This is a genomic window from Pectobacterium quasiaquaticum (genome assembly GCF_014946775.2).
GTDB classification, from domain to species: Bacteria; Pseudomonadota; Gammaproteobacteria; order Enterobacterales; family Enterobacteriaceae; genus Pectobacterium; species Pectobacterium aquaticum.
This window is the reverse complement of the sequence record NZ_CP065177.1, coordinates 1,426,156-1,444,830: the sequence shown is the minus strand read 5'-3', so window position 1 is coordinate 1,444,830 and position 18,675 is coordinate 1,426,156. Positions and strand designations below refer to the sequence as shown.

Annotated in this window: 15 protein-coding genes; 2 read left to right on the top strand and 13 right to left on the bottom strand. The window is 52.4% G+C overall.

Annotated elements, in window-relative coordinates:
- Positions 1–290: 290 nt before the first annotated feature.
- Entirely contained in the window at positions 291–1,883 is a 1,593-nt protein-coding gene (locus IG609_RS06605; RefSeq protein WP_102117735.1) for an ABC-F family ATPase, read from the bottom strand.
- Positions 1,884–2,000: 117 nt separating this feature from the next.
- Here IG609_RS06605 and IG609_RS06600 point away from each other — a divergent pair, with 117 nt between their 5' ends.
- Positions 2,001–2,897, top strand: a complete 897-nt coding sequence (locus tag IG609_RS06600; RefSeq protein ID WP_193398505.1) for a PhzF family phenazine biosynthesis protein — start codon at positions 2,001–2,003, stop codon at positions 2,895–2,897.
- Positions 2,898–2,905: 8 nt separating this feature from the next.
- Positions 2,906–3,466 (top strand): GNAT family N-acetyltransferase, encoded by a 561-nt coding sequence (locus IG609_RS06595; RefSeq protein ID WP_193400279.1) that lies wholly within the window; start codon positions 2,906–2,908, stop codon positions 3,464–3,466.
- 605 nt (positions 3,467–4,071) lie between these two features.
- On the opposite strand, the gene elaB is transcribed toward IG609_RS06595, so the two are convergent.
- From elaB to nuoC, 12 genes are all read right to left on the bottom strand, one after another.
- Positions 4,072–4,383, bottom strand: coding sequence for a stress response protein ElaB (gene elaB, locus IG609_RS06590; RefSeq protein ID WP_102117732.1), 312 nt, complete (start codon positions 4,381–4,383; stop codon positions 4,072–4,074).
- Positions 4,384–4,644: 261 nt separating this feature from the next.
- Positions 4,645–6,102 carry an NADH-quinone oxidoreductase subunit NuoN gene (gene nuoN / locus IG609_RS06585; protein ID WP_039280199.1) on the bottom strand — a complete coding sequence of 486 codons (1,458 nt, stop codon included), beginning with the start codon at positions 6,100–6,102 and terminating at the stop codon, positions 4,645–4,647.
- 6 nt (positions 6,103–6,108) lie between these two features.
- Positions 6,109–7,644 (bottom strand): NADH-quinone oxidoreductase subunit M, encoded by a 1,536-nt coding sequence (gene nuoM / locus IG609_RS06580; protein WP_039484058.1) that lies wholly within the window; start codon positions 7,642–7,644, stop codon positions 6,109–6,111.
- 100 nt (positions 7,645–7,744) lie between these two features.
- Entirely contained in the window at positions 7,745–9,592 is a 1,848-nt protein-coding gene (gene nuoL / locus IG609_RS06575; RefSeq protein ID WP_193400281.1) for an NADH-quinone oxidoreductase subunit L, read from the bottom strand.
- Positions 9,589–9,891 (bottom strand): NADH-quinone oxidoreductase subunit NuoK, encoded by a 303-nt coding sequence (gene nuoK / locus IG609_RS06570; RefSeq protein ID WP_005969835.1) that lies wholly within the window; start codon positions 9,889–9,891, stop codon positions 9,589–9,591. Before nuoK ends, nuoL begins: the two co-directional genes overlap by 4 nt.
- The gene (nuoJ, locus tag IG609_RS06565) at positions 9,888–10,448 is read right to left on the bottom strand and encodes an NADH-quinone oxidoreductase subunit J (protein ID WP_193400283.1); all 561 of its coding nucleotides are present in this window, start codon (positions 10,446–10,448) and stop codon (positions 9,888–9,890) included. The genes nuoK and nuoJ overlap by 4 nt, the downstream gene beginning before the upstream one ends.
- A 9-nt stretch (positions 10,449–10,457) precedes the next feature.
- Positions 10,458–11,000: an NADH-quinone oxidoreductase subunit NuoI gene (nuoI, locus tag IG609_RS06560; protein WP_010278884.1), complete on the bottom strand. Its 543-nt coding sequence runs from the start codon at positions 10,998–11,000 to the stop codon at positions 10,458–10,460.
- Between the two features lie 17 nt (positions 11,001–11,017).
- A complete protein-coding gene (gene nuoH, locus IG609_RS06555) occupies positions 11,018–11,992 on the bottom strand; it encodes an NADH-quinone oxidoreductase subunit NuoH (protein WP_102117728.1) in 975 nt (324 codons plus the stop codon).
- A complete protein-coding gene (gene nuoG / locus IG609_RS06550; protein ID WP_193398508.1) occupies positions 11,989–14,715 on the bottom strand; it encodes an NADH-quinone oxidoreductase subunit NuoG in 2,727 nt (908 codons plus the stop codon). The genes nuoH and nuoG overlap by 4 nt, the downstream gene beginning before the upstream one ends.
- A 187-nt stretch (positions 14,716–14,902) precedes the next feature.
- Positions 14,903–16,252 carry an NADH-quinone oxidoreductase subunit NuoF gene (gene nuoF / locus IG609_RS06545; protein ID WP_193398509.1) on the bottom strand — a complete coding sequence of 450 codons (1,350 nt, stop codon included), beginning with the start codon at positions 16,250–16,252 and terminating at the stop codon, positions 14,903–14,905.
- Positions 16,249–16,794 carry an NADH-quinone oxidoreductase subunit NuoE gene (gene nuoE, locus IG609_RS06540; protein WP_226373369.1) on the bottom strand — a complete coding sequence of 182 codons (546 nt, stop codon included), beginning with the start codon at positions 16,792–16,794 and terminating at the stop codon, positions 16,249–16,251. Before nuoE ends, nuoF begins: the two co-directional genes overlap by 4 nt.
- Positions 16,795–16,796: 2 nt before the next feature.
- The gene (gene nuoC, locus IG609_RS06535) at positions 16,797–18,596 is read right to left on the bottom strand and encodes an NADH-quinone oxidoreductase subunit C/D (RefSeq protein ID WP_039484051.1); all 1,800 of its coding nucleotides are present in this window, start codon (positions 18,594–18,596) and stop codon (positions 16,797–16,799) included.
- Positions 18,597–18,675: the final 79 nt, after the last annotated feature.

Genomic DNA, 18,675 nt, shown 5'->3' with positions numbered 1-18,675 from the left:
GGTTAACAAACTGTTTTCTTTTGTGCAAACTGAAAATCATGCAGAAAAAACGTATCGCTATTTTATTTCAGAGGGTTACGGTGTATCCCTCTTTGTTTTCTTAACAAGTACGAAAAAAAAACAGCGTTTATTAAAGTTCGTTAATTTGAGTAATAAATACAGGCAGGATCGGAGAATACTTCCGTCCGATGGCATCGGCGAAAAGAAATAAACAGCGCAGAGAGAGAACGAAAGAAAGGAAAATAGCCGACCTTCAGGCCATGATTTAGGCCTGAAAGTCGGTATAGGGCTTACTGAATACCCTGACTGCGCAGGTAATCTTCATAGTTGCCGGTGAAATCGATCACTTTATTTGGCGTAATTTCCAGAATACGGGTCGCCAACGAGCTGACAAATTCACGGTCATGAGAGACGAACAGCAGCGTCCCTTCATACATTTCCAGCGCCATATTCAGCGATTCAATGGATTCCATATCAAGGTGGTTGGTTGGTTCATCCATCACCAGAATATTCGGACGCTGCATCATCAGCTTACCGAACAGCATGCGGCCTTTTTCACCACCGGATAACACCTTCACTTTCTTCTTGATGTCGTCCTGGCTGAACAGCAAACGACCGAGTACGCTACGCACGGCTTGCTCGTCGTCTTTTTCCTGTTTCCACTGGCTCATCCAGTCAAAAACGGTCAGCGTCTCATCGAATTCGTATTCGTGATCCTGCGCATAGTAGCCAATTTTTGAGTTTTCAGACCATTTCACCGTACCGCTATCCGGCTCGACATCACCGACCAGCGTTTTCAGCAATGTCGATTTACCGATACCGTTGGCACCCAGAATAGCGACTTTTTCACCCACTTCGATCATCAGACCCAGCTTGCTGAACAGCGGACCGTTATCAAAGCCTTTGCTCAGCGCTTCAACTTCCAGCGCATTACGGAACAGTTTCTTATCCTGATCAAAACGGATAAACGGGTTTTGACGGCTGGAGGCTTTCACTTCATCCAACTGGATTTTATCAATCTGACGTGCGCGCGATGTCGCCTGCTTGGATTTAGAAGCGTTGGCGCTAAAGCGACTGACGAACGATTGCAGTTCGGAAATTTGCGCTTTCTTCTTGGCGTTATCGGACAGTAAACGCTCACGAGCCTGCGTCGCTGCCGTCATGTATTCATCATAGTTGCCGGGATAAATACGCAGCTCGCCGTAGTCCAGATCCGCCATGTGCGTACAAACCATGTTCAGGAAGTGACGGTCATGCGAGATGATGATCATGGTGCTGTTACGCTCGTTCAGCACTTGCTCCAACCAGCGGATCGTATCGATATCCAGGTTGTTGGTCGGTTCGTCGAGCAGCAGGATATCGGGATCGGCAAACAGCGCCTGCGCCAACAGGACACGCAGTTTCCAACCGGGAGCAATCTCACTCATCAAGCCATAATGCTGCTCAACGGGAATCCCCACGCCCAGCAACAATTCGCCCGCGCGTGATTCTGCGCTGTAGCCATCCATCTCACCGTATTGCACTTCCAGATCGGCAACTTTATAGCCGTCGGCTTCGCTCATTTCAGCCAATGAATAGATACGGTCGCGCTCTTCTTTTACCGCCCACAGCTCCCCGTGGCCCATTATGACGGTATCCAGCACGCTGTATTTTTCAAAAGCGAACTGATCCTGACGCAGTTTACCCAGGCGCTCATTAGGATCGAGGAAGACATTACCGGCGCTCGGCACCAGATCGCCACCGAGAATCTTCATGAAGGTAGATTTACCGCAGCCATTTGCGCCAATTAAACCGTAACGGTTGCCGCCACCAAATTTAACGGAAATGTTTTCAAACAACGGCTTGCTGCCGAACTGCATGGTGATATTGTTGGTACTTAACACAGCACTTATACTCGAGTCGGAATGTGATTTGGCGCGCATTATGCCACAAGCGCGCGACAGGATCGCGGTTAGTTTTGAGTAATATTTAAGCGATAGCGCATACAGGAGAGAAATGCGATGCCGATAGTACGTCGTTTCAAACAGGTCGACGTTTTTACCCAACAGCCTTTCAAGGGCAATCCGCTTGCCGTCATTATGGAGGCGAAGGGATTAACCGATGCGCAAATGCAGGAGATCGCTCGCTGGACAAACCTGTCAGAAACCACGTTTGTCCTGCCAGCCACCAATCCTCTGGCTGATTACCACGTACGCATTTTTACGCCAGAATCGGAAATGCCCTTTGCCGGACACCCTACGCTAGGCACCGCGCATGCTCTGCTGGAAGAAGGATTGCGCCCTAAATCCCCAGGTCAGTTAGTGCAACAGTGCGGCGTTGGCTTAGTGCCAATTAATATTAATGATGACGGCAGTCTGGCTTTTCACGCGCCGCAGGCCACCATGGTTCCGTTTGGTGATGAGCATGTGCCACTGCTGGAAAAAACGCTGGGCATTACTGGTTTGGGTAGTGCTGCTATCGATAACAGCTACCCGCCCACTGCGGTGCACATGGGCATTCGCTGGCTGGTGATTCGTGTCGACAGTGCCGACACCTGTCTGAACATCACACCGGATGCAGACGCGCTCTCAGCCGTGCAAAACCTCAGCCAGACTAATGGCATCGCTATCTACGGCCCGCACGATAACGCGACGCCAGCCGATTATGAAGTTCGTGCGCTCTATATTGAACGTGGCCATCTCAAAGAAGATCCGGTTACCGGCAGTGCCAACGCTTGTCTGGCAGTGCTGCTTCGCCAACAGCATTCTATTAATAACGTCACCGCGCCACTCAGCTACCTTGCACGACAGGGCACGATGCTGAACTGCGATGGCCGCATTACCGCCACTTACCTAAACGATGAACCCTGGATCGGCGGGCACAGCGTCACAATCGTTGACGGTACTTTGCAGGGGTAAGGGATTTTATGGAAACGCCATTTGTCGATATGTCAGTTATCGATGCTCTGTATGAACTACGGCATCCACCACATTTGCGTCTGACGATACAGGAAGAGCGCGATGCCGATACGCTCTTCACCCTGATTCAGCAGGAAAAAGCGCGTCTGCGGCGGACGTTACCCTGGCCGGATTCTGTTAAGACCGTCTATGACACACGTGAAACCATTCGCGCCAATAGAAAGGCATTCTTCGACAAAACGGCCGCTGTGTACGTTATCCGCTGGGACGATGCGCTGGCTGGCATCGTCTCCTTCAACACGATTCAGGATAAAGAAGGCGTCATCGGCTACTGGATCGCCGAAGCCTTTGAAGGTAAAGGCATCGTTTCTCAGGCTGTCAGTACACTGATAGCCGCCTATACCGATGCGAATCTCGTTGGGCGCTGCGTCATCAGAGCTTCAACCGCCAACACGCGTAGCAACGCTGTCGCTCAACGGCTTGGCTTCCGCTTTCACCACACGGAGAAAGACGCCGAGCAGATTGGCGAGCAGTGGTTCGATCACAATATTTATCACTATCCCGCCTGATATGCCCCCGCATGCTTTCCACCACCTGATGCGCTGACCTTCCGGCTGCGTATCAGGTCCTTTCGCTCCACGGCGTGTTTCACTTATCGTATCGTTATATTTTTGTGACTAACATCACAAAAATGTTGAAATCCGATCTCATCTTCGCTACCATTAAAAACGTGATGAACATCACACTTAACTAACCCGTTAGAGGAGTCTGATAATGAAAACTTTTCGCAAAATCAGCAAATTCTTTAAAAGAATGGGAGATGTTTATGTCAGTTACTGTGAACGTATTGGGTCAATCATCAGCCCGTTCTGATTGTGATATAAACAATCTCTAAAGCCGCCTCCTACAGGCGGCTTTTGTTTTTCAGCCTCTCTTTCACCCTGCTCATCCCTCTTTCCTTTTTGTCTACCCACACGTCGCAGATTTGTGCAGCACGCCGTATGCCTGAACATTCTCTTTAAAAAACAGCTCAATGCGTTTTCCTTTCACGGCAAAACCATCTATTGGGTACAAGGAATGCCGGAGAAAGAGGATAAGATTCAGGGCTAGAGGATATCGTGAGATGTAGCGGGTAACCCCGCTACATTATTCCCAGAAACTAGATTGCTAGGAACTAGCGCTTAGCCAGCAGCAATCCCAACACCAGACCGACTGTGGCGCCAATACCGATACCGTGCCAAGGTTTGTCATGCACATACACATCGGCTTTGTCGGCCACCTGCTTGGCGCGCGCATAATAGCTGTCAGTCACACCAATGCGGGCTTTGACTTCCAACAGCGCTTTTTCCGCTCCCTTCTTTAAATCAAGGTAGGCTTGGTCTGCCTGATCGCCCGTATAGCGCAATACCTCATCCAGCGTTTCAGACAGAAGTTTTAAATCATCATCGACACGAATATCTTCAGGCTGTTTTTTTGCCGCTGCCATAAAGTGCTCCCTTCTGTTATGAAAAGTCATGAGTTATAAATCGTTACCTTCTTAACTATAGACAAGTTTGCGCCGCTCCTAAGGCTTCAACAGACCAGATCATTCCTAAAACGTATTTTGCTTCCATCAAAAAACGCAGGGAGGGTTTTTCAACGTCGCTTGCGACGGCCCGAAGGGTGGCGAGCAGGAAGCTAGCCATAAAAAAGCGCCGTTGACTCTCATCAACGGCGCTTCATTACACAAGCAGACTCTCGTCAGCGGTTACATCATTGGCTGCGCCAATTGCACCAGAGAGATAAGCGGCTGCGGATACAAACCAAAGAACAGTACTGCGATGGAGGAGATCAGCACGACCACACCACCAGCGGTTAAAGCCCAGTTGTTTGGCGTATCACGCTGCAACACCTGCGGCGCATTCAGGAACAAACTGACCATCACACGCAGATAGTAGTACAGGCCAATGGCGCTACCCAGCACGACCGCACCAGTCAGCCACCACAGTTCAGCATTAACACCGACAGCCAGCACGTAGAATTTACCGAAGAAACCCAGCGTCATCGGGATACCCGCCAATGACAGCATCATCACTGTCATCACCGCAGACAGGATCGGTTTATGCCAGAACAAACCACGGTAAGAGAACAGTGAGTCAGCATCCGGGCCACGGTACGGGCTAGACATCAGGCTAACCACACCGAACGCGCCCAAGCTGCTAAACAGGTAACCCACCAGATAAACACCGACGGTTTCCAGCGCTAGTTGATGGCTCTGAACCGCGATCAGGGCAACCAGCAAATAGCCCAAATGCGCGATGGAAGAGTAACCGAGCAGACGTTTGATGTTGGTTTGCGATACCGCCATCACGTTACCGAACAGGATCGACGCGAACGCGATGACACCCAGAACGATTCTGACGGACTCGCTGTCAGCCATCGGCGCGTACAGGAACAAACGCATGACTGCACCGAAAACGGCAATTTTACCGGCCGTCGCCAGAAACGTAGACACAGGCGCAGGTGCCCCTTGGTACACATCAGGCGTCCACAGCTGGAACGGAACCAGAGACAGCTTGAAGCCCAAACCGACAATCATCATCCCCAGGCCTGCAAGCAACAGCGGCTCATGGATTTGGTGATCGCTCAGGCTCTTACCAAGGCTGGCAAAGCTCATATCGCCTGATTCAGCATAAATCAGCGCCATACCAAACAGCAGGAAGGAAGACGCCGCAGCCGACAGCAACATGTATTTAATACTGGCTTCCAGCGAACGTTTCAGGCGGAAGGCATAGCCGACCAGACCAAACAGCGGGAGAGAAAGCAGTTCAATCCCGATGAACAACGAAGCCAGATGGTTAGCGCTCGCCAGCAGGATCCCACCTAACGCAGCAATCAGAACCAGCAGGTAGAACTCATCACGGTTGTCCGGGTAGCCTTGCAGCCACGGATAGGCAAACGTGCTGGTTGCCAGACTGGCAAGCAGAACCAGTCCGGTATAGAACATCGAGAAGCCATCAACACGCAGCAGCGGCGTCACGTCCGTTGGGCCAACCTGACCGACAAAGTACAGTGACAGCAACGCAATATTCAGGCCGATAACCGTCATGGTTGCGTTGACAAAATGGTTGCGTCGCCACGCAATGCACAGCATCACAACCACTACCGTCAATCCGACGATCAACAGCGGCGATAGCGCAATTAGTTGTTGAAGAGTTATTGTCATGGCGAATTACGGCCTTGTTGTTGAAATAATTGAATCTGGAGCAGACGACATAAACCACTGCTGGATATTTGACATCGCGGCACTGGAGGTATCCAGAATCGGTTGCGGGTAAACCCCTAACAACACCAGTAATACCACCAACAGCATCACGATAGACAATTCGCGAAGCGACATACTCTTCAATGGTTCATCAGATTTAGGCGTACCGTAATAAGCACGCTGAATCATGATCAGTGAGTAGACCGACGCAAATACCAGACCGAAGGTTGAGATCACCGTAATCACCGGCACAACCTGATAGCTGCCGAACAGAATCATGAATTCGCCGACAAAGTTACCTGTGCCCGGCATCCCCAAGGTTGCCACAGCAAAGAACAGGGACAGCGCAGGCAGGAACTTCAAGCGCGACCACAGGCCACCCATTTCACGCATGTCACGGGTATGCAGACGTTCGTAGAGTTGACCACACAGAATGAACAGACCAGCAGCGGACAAGCCGTGCGCAATCATCTGAATCACGGCACCCTGATAAGCCAACTGATTACCGGAATAGATGGCAATCATCACGAAGCCCATGTGGGACACAGAGGTATAAGCAATCAGACGTTTGATATCCGTCTGTTTAAACGCCAACCAGGCACCGTAGAAGATACCAATCACACCCAGCCACATAGCGATCGGTGCAAAAGCATGGGAGGCGTTCGGGAACAGCGGCAGGCTGAAGCGCAGCAGGCCATAGGCCGCCGTTTTCAACAGGATCCCTGCCAGGTCAACAGAACCCGCAGTTGGCGCCTGACTGTGTGCATCTGGCAGCCAACCGTGCAACGGCACGACAGGCATTTTTACAGCAAACGCGATGAAGAAGCCCAGCATCAGCAGATACTCAACACCGTATGACATCGGCGTCTTCAGCAGGTCTTCATAGTTGAACGTCCAAACGCCGGTGGCATTGTGATGCACAAAAACCAGCGCCAGAATCGCGATCAACATGATCAGGCCGCTTGACTGGGTATAGATGAAGAACTTGGTTGCCGCCGTAATTCTGGTTTTACCGTCGGAGCCTTTATGCCCCCACAGCGCAATCAGGAAATACATCGGTACCAGCATCATTTCCCAGAAAAAGAAGAACAGGAACATGTCGATGGCAAGGAACACGCCGATAACGCCGCCCAGAATCCACAGCAGATTCAGGTGGAAGAAGCCCTGATAACGCTGAATTTCATTCCAGGAACAGAGGATTGCCAACACGCCCAGCAGCCCCGTCAGCACTACCATCAGCAGCGACAGGCCATCCAGCGCAAGATGGATGCCGATGCCGAAGCGTGGGATCCATGGCACATAAAACTCGGATTGCCATTGTGGTACGCCTGTCGGCGCCGTCAGTGAGTAACCGCCTTGCAACCATAGTTGCAGAGACAGTGCGAGTGTCAGCCCCATTGCAATCAACGCTATCCAGCGCGGTACTTTCGTACCAAAACGCTCTAACTGCCAGCACAGCAGACCGCCGATAAAGGGGAGAAGAATTAGCCAAGGTAGTAGCATGGCGTTTTGTGTCCCTAAATTAAAGAAATCTGAAAACTTGCCGTGGCGGGCATTCCTATCTGCAGAATGCCCTACCTTTTATACGTTACCGGATACTGCCTTAGACCAGCAGTAACAAGGCCAGCACCAGCACGGCACCAAAGCCCATAGAAGCAACGTACCAGCGCAACTGACCATTCGCACTGAGCGCCAGCCCACGGTTACCCCAACGGGTAATCGTAGCAGGAAGCGTCATCAATGCATTTAACGGATCACGCTGCAACAGCTTCGCGATAGCCAGATACGGTTTAACAAAGACATGGTCGTACAACCAGTCGAAACCCCACGCGTGGAACCACCAGGTCGAGAAGAAACGACCCGGAGCACTCTTCGCGATGCTATTCACCGCCTGACGTTTACCCAGCCACAGCACAGCGGCAAGCAGAATACCGGCAATCGCCACCACGCCAGAGGTAATTTCCAGCGTCATCAACTGACCGTGTTCAAGCTCAGTCGTCGCCGGCAATACACCGTGCAACGGCGGAACAATCATCGCACCAATAAAGGTGGACAGAATCATCAGCACAACCAGCGGTAAGTGGTGAGAAATGCCTTTTCCTGCATGCGCTTTGGTTTTCTCTTCACCGTGGAACACGATGAAAATCATACGGAACGTATACAGCGAGGTCATGAAAGCACCGGCCAAGCCAGCTACCATCAGATTGACGTGACCATTTGCCCATGCGCCAGCCAGAATCTCGTCTTTACTGAAGAAGCCTGCGGTAATCAGCGGCAGTGCAGCCAGCGCCGCGCCTCCGACCAGGAAGCAAACATAAACCAGCGGAATCGTTTTACGCAGGCCGCCCATCTTGAAGATGTTCTGCTCGTGGTGGCAGGCCAGAATAACCGAACCAGACGAAAGGAACAGCAGCGCTTTAAAGAACGCGTGCGTCATCAGGTGGAAAATCGCGGCATCCCATGCCTGAACGCCCAGCGCCAGGAACATGTAACCAATCTGACTCATGGTGGAGTAGGCCAAGACGCGCTTGATGTCGGTTTGAACCAAAGCGGCAAAACCTGCAAGCACCAGCGTTACTGCCCCCACAATCCCCACCAGATGCAGAACATCCGGTGCCATCAGGAACAGGCCGTTTGTACGCGCAATCAGGTAAACGCCCGCGGTAACCATCGTCGCGGCGTGGATCAGTGCAGATACTGGAGTTGGACCGGCCATTGCATCCGCAAGCCAGGTTTGCAGCGGCAGCTGTGCCGATTTACCGACCGCACCACCCAGCAACATCAGCGTAGCCCAGGTGATTTCCGGTGAACCTTCAGCCAGTTTCTGCGGTGCCAATACCATCAACTCGCGGAAGTTAAGCGTACCTAGTTCTTTGTAAAGGATGAACAGGGCAAAGGCGAGGAAGACGTCACCCACACGCGTAACGATGAAAGCTTTCATCGCCGCCGCGCCGTTCTTCGGATTGGTGTAGTAGAAACCAATCAGCAGGTAACTGCACAGCCCCACCCCTTCCCAGCCGAGGTACATCAACAACAGGTTATCAGCCAGTACCAGAACGACCATACTTGCGATAAACAGGTTGGTGTAGGCAAAGAAGCGGGAATATCCCTCTTCCCCACGCATGTACCAGGAGGCAAACAGGTGGATAAAGAAACCAACGCCCGTTACAACGGACAGCATCGTCACCGAAAGGCCATCGAGCGTCAGCGTTACGCTGATATCGAAGTTGCCGACGGCCATCCATGTCCACAGATGCTGATTAAAGAAGGTCACGCCACCGTGCTGTTGGCCCATGAAATCAGCCACAACCCAAGCGGTAACCAACGCTGCCAGACCAATCGAGCCAACACCGACGGTCGCGGACGTATTTTCCGACCAGCGACCGCGGGAAAATGCCAGCAACAGAAAGCCGAGCAGCGGGAAGAGTATTGTTAAATAGAGTAAGTTCATCCGCGCATCTCACTGACTGTATCAATATTCAGGGTCTGACGACGACGATACATTTGTAGCAACAGTGCCAGACCAATACTGGCCTCAGCCGCTGCCAGCGTAATCGCCAGAATGTACATCACCTGACCATCCGGCTGCTGCCAGTAACTGCCTGCGACGACAAAAGCCAGCGCGGCAGCATTGATCATAATTTCGAGACTGATCAACATAAACAGCAGGTTACGGCGAATCAACAGACCAGTCAGCCCGAGGACAAACAGGATAGCGGCTAAAATTAACCCATGTTGTAACGGAATCATGCGCGTTCCCCCGTTATTTTCTTCTCAACGTCCTGGTTCGCGCCTTCTTTACTGACAACGTCACCACGTTTATCTTCACGACCAATGTGGAAAGCGACAACCAATCCCGCCAGCAGCAGCATTGATGCCAATTCAACGGCCAGAACATAAGGACCAAACAGGCTGATACCCACGGCTTTCGCCTCAACTGGCGTACCCGTGATGCCCTGCTCTTTCAGGCTAAGGATGGCGTTGACGACAATCACCAGTAATGCCAGTGAAAGGATACCCGGACCGATCCAGACGCTGGGCTTCAGCCAATTCCGCTCTTGTTCTTCTACGGAATTACCGAGGTTGAGCATCATGACCACGAACACAAACAGCACCATTATGGCACCTGCATACACGATGATGCTCAGCGCGCCGGCAAAATTAGCCCCCAGCGAGAAAAATACGCCCGCAATCGCCATGAGCGAGGTGACCATATACAACAATGCATGCACAGGATTGGTATGCGTAATGACGCGCAATGTCGCCAGTATAGCAATCAAGCCTGTGGTATAAAAAGCGAATTCCATGCTAGCTCCTTAGGGCAACAGGCCTTTGACATCAATGGGTTTGGCTTCGTTTTCAGCTTCGCCTTTGTCTTTCCCATCGATTGCCATACCAGCCATCCGGTAGAAATTGTATTCCGGATATTTACCCGGCCCCGATATCAGCAAATCTTCTTTCTCGTACACCAGATCCTGACGTTTGTAGTCGCCCATCTCGAAATCCGGCGTCAGCTGGATAGCGGTTGTCGGGCAGGCTTCTTCACAGAAGCCGCAGAAAATGCAGCGCGAGAAGTTGACGCGGAAGAACTCCGGATACCAGCGACCATCTTTGGTTTCCGCTTTCTGCAATGAGATACAGCCGACCGGACAGGCCACCGCACACAGGTTGCAGGCAACGCAACGCTCTTCACCATCAGGATCGCGCGTCAGCACGATACGACCACGGTAGCGCGGCGGTGGATTCACAGGCTCTTCTGGATACATTCTGGTTTCGCGCTTCTTAAAAGCATTCGATCCCACCATACAGATACTGCGTATCTGGGTGCCGAAACCAACCACTAACTCTTTCAATGTCATGGTTTATTCACCCCTTCTTAAGCGTTGTACAAAATGACGGCCGCTGTCGCCAGCAGATTCAAAAGCGTTATCGGCAGACAGACTTTCCAACCGAAAGACATCACCTGGTCATAACGCGGACGGGGTAACGAAGCACGAATCAGGATGAACATCATCATGAAAAAGCCAGTTTTCAGCGCAAACCAGACAAACGGAGGCAGGATTGGACCATGCCAGCCACCGAAGAATAAGGTCACCATCAGCGCGGAAACCGTCACGATCCCGATATATTCACCAACAAAGAACAGACCAAATTTCATACCGGAGTATTCAATGTGGTAACCATCTGCCAGTTCCTGTTCAGCTTCAGGCTGGTCAAACGGGTGACGGTGACACACCGCCACGCCTGCGATGGCAAACGTAATAAAGCCGAAGAACTGCGGAATAACGTTCCACAGGTGTTCTTGAGAATCGACGATGTCACGCATGTTGAACGAGCCCGCCTGCGCGACAACCCCCATCAGCGACAGGCCGATGAACACTTCGTAGCTCACGGTCTGAGCAGAAGCACGTACCGCACCCAGCAGCGAGTATTTGTTGTTACTCGACCAGCCGGCAAACAGCACCGCGTAAACGGCTAAACCCGCCATCATCAGGAAGAACAGGATACCGATGTTCAGATCGGCGACACCCCAGGTTGGCGTGATCGGCACAATCGCAAAGGCAATCAGCATTGACGTAAACGCGATCATCGGTGCCAGTGTGAAGATCACCTTATCGGTGAAATTCGGCACCCAGTCTTCCTTGAAGAACATCTTGATCATGTCAGCGACAAGCTGCAATGAACCGCCCCAACCTACCCGGTTCGGCCCATAGCGTCCCTGGAAGAGGCCGAGCAGTCGACGTTCACCCATACTCATGAATGCGCCACAGGTCACCACAACCAGCAGAATCACGATCGCTTTTCCGACGGAGATCAGAATTTCGATTAATTCCGGTGTTAACCAACTCATTGTGCGGCCTCCCGCAGATTTTCAACGGTTGCACCCGCCAGCACCGGTGCAATACCCGGTAAGCCCAGCGGTAAACCAACCTGTCCCTGACTCAATGCCGCACTTAAGCGCAGTGGCAGACGTAACGTTTGTCCTGCACAGGTCAACTCCAGCAACGCACCGGCGTTCACGCCCAGCGTTGCCGCATCAGCCGGGTTCACCATCACGTAAGGCTCTGGCATACGCTGCTGAATCACGTCAGAACGCTGTGACATTTCATCACTACCAAATAGGTGATAATACGGCGCAACGCGCCATTGACCCGCTTGTGGGACGAAAGCCGCAGGAATGTTATCGAAATACGCCAGCGAACCTTCTCCGGCTTCGATCATACGCACCCCCGGATCGCCATGCCGCAAATGTCCGCCCACTTCGTCCTGGAATTTGTTCCAGGCTTGCGGTGAGTTCCAGCCTGGTGCCCAGGCAAAAGGAATCTGCTGACGATTAGCCGTCGGGCTGTTGTTCCCTTCCATCGAGAAGGCAAACATGGTGTCTTTATCGACGGGCTGACGCGGTTCATGCACGCTGATATTGGCACGCATCGCAGTACGGCCGCTGGAGCGAATCGGTGAACGCGACAGTTTCTGACCACGAATACGGAATGAGGCGTCAGGCGCAGCGTCTTTAATTCCAGCCAACTGCGGCAATTCAGCAACACACGCATCAATCACATTATCCAACTGCGTCCAGTCAACCTGACGGCTGTTATAGGTGATATACAGCGAGTGCAGCCAGCGCCAGCTTTCCAGCATCACAATTTTGTCGTTGTAGTACGTTGGGTCATAAACCTGGAAGAAACGCTGAGCGCGGCCTTCCTGATTCACCAACGTACCGTCGCTTTCAGCAAAGCTAGCAGCAGACAGAATGATGCTGGCCTTATCCATGATGCGAGTACGCTGATGGTCAACCACAATCAGGTTTTCCGCTTTTTCCAGCGCCGCGTCAACGCGAGCGATTGGGGCATGACGGTAGAGATCGTTCTCCAGAACCACCACGCTATCAGCGTCACCGTTTTCCAACTGCGCCAGCGCGTCATCCAGCGAACCGCCCCCCATGATTGACAACCCGATGCTGTTAGCAGCAGGAGCAACAAAGGTTATGCCGACGTCAGAACCGCGATTTTTCAGCGCTTTGGCAACGTTTGCCGCCGCAGAGATCACTTCCTCGCTACCTGAATTGGTACCGGAGATGATGAGTGGTTTTTTCGCACCGGCCAGCGCCTGTACGATGATATCGACTTTCTGGTCGAGGCCCGCAGCCAGATCGGTAACTGCTGGTGCGCTGCTATCCAGACCGTGTGCAATGGCGAAGCCAAGACGAGCCTGATCGGCAACCGGCGCACGGTAGTTCCATGCAGCGATGTCGTCCAGACGGGTGTTATCGACGTTGGTGACAAATAGCGGGTGCTTGGCATGCTGACCGATGTTCATGATCGCCGCAATCTGCCAGTCAGCCACTTTCTGTGCGGCTGCCATTTCGCGAGCTTTACCTTTAACGGCCTGACGAACAGCCAGTGCGATACGCGCCCCCGTCTGCGTCAAGTCTTCACCCAGAATCAGAACCGCATCGTAGCCTTCGATCTCACGCAGCGCCGGTGTTCTCACACCGCTTTCACGCAGCACTTTCAGGATCAGTTGCAGACGATTTTGTTCTTCCTGCGCGATACCGGTGTAGAAGTTTTCTGCACCCACCAGCTCACGCAACGCGAAGTTGCTCTCAATGCTGGCGCGCGGAGAACCGATACCGATCGTTTTCTTCGCCTGACGCAGCACATCTGCCGCACCTTGCAATGCCTGATCGGCATTCAGCGCGATCCAGTCATTACCACGACGTTGCAGAGGCTGATTCGGACGATCTTTCTGGTTGACATAGCCGTAACCAAAACGGCCGCGGTCACACAGGAAATAGTGGTTTACGCTACCGTTGAAACGGTTTTCGATACGACGCAGTTCGCCATAGCGCTCACCGGGACTGGTATTACAGCCGATGCTGCACTGCTGGCAGACGCTCGGTGCAAACTGCATATCCCATTTACGGTTATAGCGCTCAGAGTGCGTTTTATCGGTGAAAACACCAGTAGGACACACTTCAACCAGGTTGCCAGAGAACTCGCTTTCCAGCGTGCCATCTTCTGGGCGACCGAAGTAGACGTTGTCGTGTGCGCCGTAAACGCCGAGATCTTTGCCATCCGCGTAGTCTTTGTAGTAACGCACGCAGCGGTAGCATGCGATACAGCGGTTCATCTCATGGGAAATGAACGGCCCGAGATCCTGATTGCGGTGGGTACGTTTGGTGAAGCGATAGCGACGGAAGTTCTGCCCCGTCATAACCGTCATATCCTGCAAATGACAGTTACCGCCTTCCTCACACACTGGACAGTCGTGCGGATGATTGGTCATTAGAAACTCAACTATCGTCTTACGGAATAGCTTAGCTTCTTCATCTTCAATCGCGATGAACGTTCCTTCGGTTGCCGGTGTCATACAAGACATCACCAGACGACCGCGGGTGTCTTCCGCGTTTTGGTACTGTTTTACCGCACAGAGGCGGCAGGATCCGACGCTCCCGAGCGCGGGGTGCCAGCAAAAGTAAGGAATATCAAGTCCCAGAGTCAGGCAAGCTTCCAGAAGGTTGTCCGCTCCGTTTACTTCATACTCTTTGCCGTCTACATGAATAGTAGCCATAGTCAGCATGCTTCCATAATGGCCCGTGTTACCACGGGCGCTAATCAAAAATTCTGTATACCCTCATTTTTCAAATCGCCGATGCGTTTGCTGCCTGCGCCTTGAAATCTATTGGGTTTATGAGGGTGGCTTATTTGCGCCACCCTGCGGATACATTCACTGCATCTCGCACGTATTGAGCGATAGCTTACCAGCGCTCTTTCAACAGGTTAGGCTGAATACCGCCAATCGCTTTGAGGTTGCCTAAATACTGTTTAGAGATACCCGCTTCGAATTCTTCCCGGAAATACTTGATGGCACTTTGCAGCGGCTCGACCGCACCCGGCGCATGCGCACAGAAGGTGTTACCCGGTCCGAGGAAACGGCAAAGCTGCTCCAGCGTTTCAATATCGCCAGGCTGGCCTTCACCCTTCTCCAGCGCACGCAGAATCTTCACACTCCACGGCAGACCATCGCGGCACGGCGTACACCAGCCACAGGATTCACGGGCGAAGAATTCTTCGAGATTGCGCGTCAGCGAAACCATATTGATTTCGTGATCGACGGCCATCGCCAGCGCAGTACCCATACGGCTACCGGCTTTCGCAATGTGCTCAAAATCCATTGGCAGGTCGAGATGGCTTTCCGTCAGGAAATCCGTACCGGCGCCCCCCGGTTGCCAGGCTTTAAGCTTCAGACCATCGCGCATACCGCCCGCGTAGTCTTCCAGAATTTCACGCGCAGTCGTACCGAACGGCAGTTCCCACAGCCCCGGATTCTTGACACGGCCGGAGAAGCCCATCAGTTTCGTGCCTGCATCTTTACTTTTACCCGCAGACAACCCCTGATACCACGCCGCACCGTGTTCGATAATCGCCGGTACGTTACACAGCGTTTCCACGTTGTTGACGCAGGTCGGTTTGCCCCAAACACCCGCAGATGCTGGGAACGGCGGCTTGGAGCGAGGGTTAGCACGACGGCCTTCCAGTGAGTTAATCAGTGCAGTTTCTTCACCGCAGATATAACGCCCAGCGCCCGTATGCACGAACAGCTCGAAATCAAACCCGCTGCCCAGAATATTTTTACCCAGCAGGCCCGCGGCTTTTGCCTCTTCGATTGCGCGACGCAGGTGAACGGCAGCCTCGATGTATTCACCGCGCAGGAAGATGTAGCCACGGTAGGCTTTCAGCGCAAAGGCGCTGATCAGCATACCTTCAACCAGCAGATGGGGCTCTTGCTCCATCAGCAGGCGGTCTTTATAAGTACCGGGCTCCATCTCATCCGCGTTACACAACAGGTAGCGGATGTTCATGCTTTCGTCTTTCGGCATCAGGCTCCACTTCAAACCCGTCGAAAAACCCGCACCACCACGCCCTTTCAGGCCAGCGTCTTTAACCAGTGAGACCACTTCATCCTGTGCCATGCCGGTTAACGCTTTTTGCGCGGCGACATAGCCGTTTTTGCTGCGATATTCATCCAGCCATACCGGCTGTTTGTCCGCACGTAAACGCCAGGTCAGAGGATGCTGCTCAGCAGTCAGAACAATGTCTTTACTCATTGATACTGCTCCAATAACGATTCAATTCCTTCCGGCGTCACATGGCTGTGGGTATCATCGTCAATCATCATTGACGGCCCCTTGTCGCAGTTCCCCAGGCAGCAGGTCGGCAACAGCGTGAAACGTCCATCGAACGTTGTCTGTCCCGGTTTGATGCTGAGCTTACGCTCAAGCGCGGCCTGAACGCCCTGATAGCCATTGATGTGGCACACAACGCTGTCGCAATAGCGGATAACATGACGCCCGACAGGCTGACGGAAAATCTGGCTATAGAACGTTGCCACGCCTTCCACGTCACTGGCCGGGATACCCAGCAGATCGGCAATCGCGTGGATAGCCCCATCCGGCACCCAGCCACGTTCTTTTTGCACAATTTTCAGTGCTTCGATTGACGCGGCGCGTGCATCTTCGTAGTGATGTTTTTCGTGCTCAATAGCGTCACGTTCGGCGTCACTCAATACAAAAGCAGTGTCTTTTGTCAGCGAATCGGCAGCAGGCTGTCCCTGAGCGTCAATATGATCGTGATTGTTGTGATCATGCATAATTAGCGGTCCACATCTGACATTACGAAATCAATACTGCCGAGGTAAACGATCAGGTCGGATACCAAACATCCGCGAATGACAGAAGGAATCTGTTGCAGATGCGCATAGCTCGGCGTGCGAATACGGGTACGATAGCTCATCGTGCCGCCGTCACTGGTCAGGTAATAGCTGTTGATGCCTTTCGTTGCCTCGACCATCTGGAATGATTCATTGGCAGGCATAACCGGTCCCCAAGAAACCTGAAGAAAGTGGTTGATCAGCGTATCGATATGCTGCAACGTGCGCTCTTTTGGCGGCGGCGTCGTCAGCGGGTGATCTGCTTTGAACGGGCCTTCAGGCATGTTCTTGAGGCACTGATCCAGAATACGTAAGCTCTGACGCAGTTCTTCAACTTTCAGCATCACGCGGCTATAGCAATCGCTGATGCCGTCGCCTACTGGCACTTCAAAGTCAAAGTTTTCATAGCCGGAATACGGACGCCATTTACGTACGTCGAAACCGATACCTGTAGCACGCAGACCTGCACCCGTTACGCCCCATTCCAATGCTTCTTTCGCATTGTAGGCAGCAACGCCCTGAGTACGGCCTTTCAGAATGGTATTCTGCAATGCAGATTTGACATAGGTATCCAAACGCGCTGGCATCCAATCAAGGAATTCACGCAGCAGACGTTCCCAACCGCGTGGCAGATCGTGCGCCACACCGCCAATACGGAACCACGCCGGATGCATACGGAAACCGGTAATCGCTTCAACCAAATCGTAAATTTTCTGGCGGTCTGTAAACGCAAAGAACACCGGTGTCATCGCACCGACGTCCTGAATATAGGTACTGATGTACAGCAGGTGGCTATTAATACGGAACAGCTCAGACAGCATGACGCGAATCGTTTTGACGCGATCCGGCACCTCAATACCTGCCAGTTTTTCCACGGCCAGTACGTACGGCATTTCGTTAACGCAGCCGCCGAGGTATTCAATACGGTCAGTATAAGGAATGTAGCTGTGCCAAGATTGGCGCTCGCCCATTTTCTCCGCACCGCGATGGTGGTAACCCACATCAGGCACGCAGTCGACGATTTCTTCGCCGTCCAATTGCAGGATAATACGGAATGCACCGTGTGAAGACGGGTGGTTCGGACCGAGGTTGAGGAACATGAAGTCCTCGTTTTCAGTACCGCGCTTCATTCCCCACTCTTCCGGTTTGAACGTCAGCGATTCCATCTCCAGATCTTCTTTCTGCTTGGTCAGCTCGAAAGGATCGAATTCGGTCGCACGCGCCGGATAATCTTTACGCAACGGATGCCCTTCCCACGTCTGCGGCATCATGATACGCGTCAAGTGCGGGTGACCATCAAAGGTCATACCGAACATCTCCCACGTTTCCCGTTCATACCAGTTGGCATTCGGGAACAGCTTGGTCACGGTCGGCAAATGCATATCATTTTCAGCTAACGCGACTTTCAGCATGATATCGCGGTTACGCTCAATGGAAATGAGGTGATAAAAGACGGAGTAGTCGGCGGCGGGTAAACCTTCACGATGAGTGCGCAGGCGCTCATCCATACCGTGCAGGTCAAACAGCATAACATAAGGCTTCGGCTGTTTTTTCAGGAATGCGACAACATCCAGTAATTGCTCACGTTTGACCCACACAACAGGGATACCTGTGCGGGTTGCCTGTACAGTAAATGCATCTGGTCCAAAACGGTTACACAGTTCGCCAACGACCGGATCGTTAAGATGATCGCGGGTTTGCCAGCCTGGCTGAGCGAGATCGTGTGTCGTTAAATCTGTCATAAATATGTCACCACATTAAATGTGCTATTTCTGTAGCTGATAATGACCGCACACTATTATCGGGGTATTACACGGCCAC

Excerpts from the sequence above, each read along its gene's own strand:
- nuoN (WP_039280199.1), bottom strand. The coding sequence starts at position 6,102 with ATGACAATAACTCTTCAACAACTAATTGCGCTATCGCCGCTGTTGATC.
- nuoH (WP_102117728.1), bottom strand. The coding sequence starts at position 11,992 with ATGAGTTGGTTAACACCGGAATTAATCGAAATTCTGATCTCCGTCGGA.
- nuoL (WP_193400281.1), bottom strand. The coding sequence starts at position 9,592 with ATGAACTTACTCTATTTAACAATACTCTTCCCGCTGCTCGGCTTTCTG.
- nuoM (WP_039484058.1), bottom strand. The coding sequence starts at position 7,644 with ATGCTACTACCTTGGCTAATTCTTCTCCCCTTTATCGGCGGTCTGCTG.
- elaB (WP_102117732.1), bottom strand. The coding sequence starts at position 4,383 with ATGGCAGCGGCAAAAAAACAGCCTGAAGATATTCGTGTCGATGATGAT.
- nuoJ (WP_193400283.1), bottom strand. The coding sequence starts at position 10,448 with ATGGAATTCGCTTTTTATACCACAGGCTTGATTGCTATACTGGCGACA.
- nuoF (WP_193398509.1), bottom strand. The coding sequence starts at position 16,252 with ATGAGTAAAGACATTGTTCTGACTGCTGAGCAGCATCCTCTGACCTGG.
- IG609_RS06600 (WP_193398505.1), top strand. The coding sequence starts at position 2,001 with ATGCCGATAGTACGTCGTTTCAAACAGGTCGACGTTTTTACCCAACAG.
- nuoI (WP_010278884.1), bottom strand. The coding sequence starts at position 11,000 with ATGACATTGAAAGAGTTAGTGGTTGGTTTCGGCACCCAGATACGCAGT.
- nuoG (WP_193398508.1), bottom strand. The coding sequence starts at position 14,715 with ATGGCTACTATTCATGTAGACGGCAAAGAGTATGAAGTAAACGGAGCG.
- nuoE (WP_226373369.1), bottom strand. The coding sequence starts at position 16,794 with ATGCATGATCACAACAATCACGATCATATTGACGCTCAGGGACAGCCT.
- IG609_RS06595 (WP_193400279.1), top strand. The coding sequence starts at position 2,906 with ATGGAAACGCCATTTGTCGATATGTCAGTTATCGATGCTCTGTATGAA.
- nuoK (WP_005969835.1), bottom strand. The coding sequence starts at position 9,891 with ATGATTCCGTTACAACATGGGTTAATTTTAGCCGCTATCCTGTTTGTC.
- nuoC (WP_039484051.1), bottom strand. The coding sequence starts at position 18,596 with ATGACAGATTTAACGACACACGATCTCGCTCAGCCAGGCTGGCAAACC.